At 73.6% G+C, this 1,373-nt stretch carries 1 protein-coding gene and 1 pseudogene; both read left to right on the top strand.

Features of this window, described 5'->3' with window-relative positions; translation table 11 throughout:
- Positions 1-867 (top strand): Hsp70 family protein (locus P409_RS34425; RefSeq protein WP_034849392.1); only part of this gene is annotated, 867 nt, incomplete at its 5' end.
- 7 nt (positions 868-874) lie between these two features.
- Positions 875-1,373: pseudogene (locus tag P409_RS39740) on the top strand (hypothetical protein); the annotation flags it as partial.

Here is a 1,373-nt window from a genome sequence, read left to right as displayed (position 1 = left end):
CTGCGCGGACCGATCGAGCGGGCGCTGCGCGATGCCCGTCTGCGGCCCGAGGCGCTGAGCCAGGTGGTGCTGGTCGGCGGCGCCACCCGCATGCCGATGATCCGGCGCCTGGTCTCGCTGCTGTTCCGCCGCCTGCCGCTGCAGCGGCTGAATCCGGACGAGGTCGTGGCCCGCGGCGCGGCGGTGCAGGCCGGGCTGAAGATGAAGGACGCGGCGCTGGACGAGGTCGTCATGACCGACGTGACCCCGTTCACCCTGGGCGTCGACATCGCGGTGAGCGTCCAGGACCAGCATGTCGAGGGGCACTACCTGCCGATCATCGAGCGCAACACCGTCGTGCCGGTCAGCCGGGTGAAGCGCGTCCAGACCCTGGCCGACAACCAGCGGCGCCTCCGCGTCCGGGTGTTCCAGGGTGAGGCGCGGCTGGTCGCCGACAACATCGCGCTCGGCGAGCTGACGGTGTCGGTGCCGCCGGCGCCGGCCGGGCAGGAGCAGCTCGACATCCGCTTCAGCTACGATTCCAGCGGGCTGCTGGAGGTGCAGGCAACGGTGGTCAGCACCGGCCGGGAGGAGCGGCTGGTGATCGAGGGCCAGGCCGGCCGGCTGTCGCGGGCGGAGATCGAGGCGAAACTGCGGGCCTTCCAGGCGATCAAGATCCACCCGCGCGACATGGCCGAGAACACCGCCGTGCTGGCCCGCGGCGACCGCCTGTTCCAGGAGCGGCTGGGGACCGAGCGCGAGGCCATCGGAATGTGGCTCGCCGCCTTCTCCGCCGTGCTCGATCGCCAGGATCCGAAGGAGATCGCCCAGGCGCGGCAGCAGCTGACCGAGCTGTTCGATTCCGTCGATCGCGGCGTGTTCCTGTAGCGCCGCCATGGTCTGGACCGAGCTCGACATCGCGCCGACGCAGGATCCCCGCCTGATCCGCCGGGCCTATGCGGCGCGCCTGAAATCCTTCGACCCGGATGCCGAGCCGGAGCGGTTCCAGCGCCTGCGCCAGGCCTATGAGGCGGCGCTGCGGCAGGCCGGGCGCCCGGCGAGGCCGGATGCGCGGTCCCCGGATTCCGCGCCCGTCGAGCCCCCTGCCGGCCCGGCACCGCCGCAGCCCGCCCCGGCCGTCGAGGTTTCCACGGCGCCGGAGCCGGTGACCGGGCCGTTGGCCCCGGAGCCGGACCGGATCCTGGCCGGCATCGCCGAGCGGTTCAACCGGGGCGAGACGGCCGCGGCGGTCGAGGCGCTGGACCGGGCGCTGCAAGGCGGCGCCCTGCCGCTCGGCTATGGCGAGGCCGCGGCCGAAACCGTGCTGATGCGGGCGATCGGCGACCCGGCGGTTCCCGTCGAGGCCCTGCTGCAGCTGGCCCAGCGGATCGGCT

It is taken from the genome of Inquilinus limosus MP06 (genome assembly GCF_000767795.1).
In the GTDB taxonomy this organism is placed as follows: Bacteria; Pseudomonadota; Alphaproteobacteria; order DSM-16000; family Inquilinaceae; genus Inquilinus; species Inquilinus limosus_E.
This window is presented reverse-complemented; position numbering and strand designations above follow the sequence as displayed.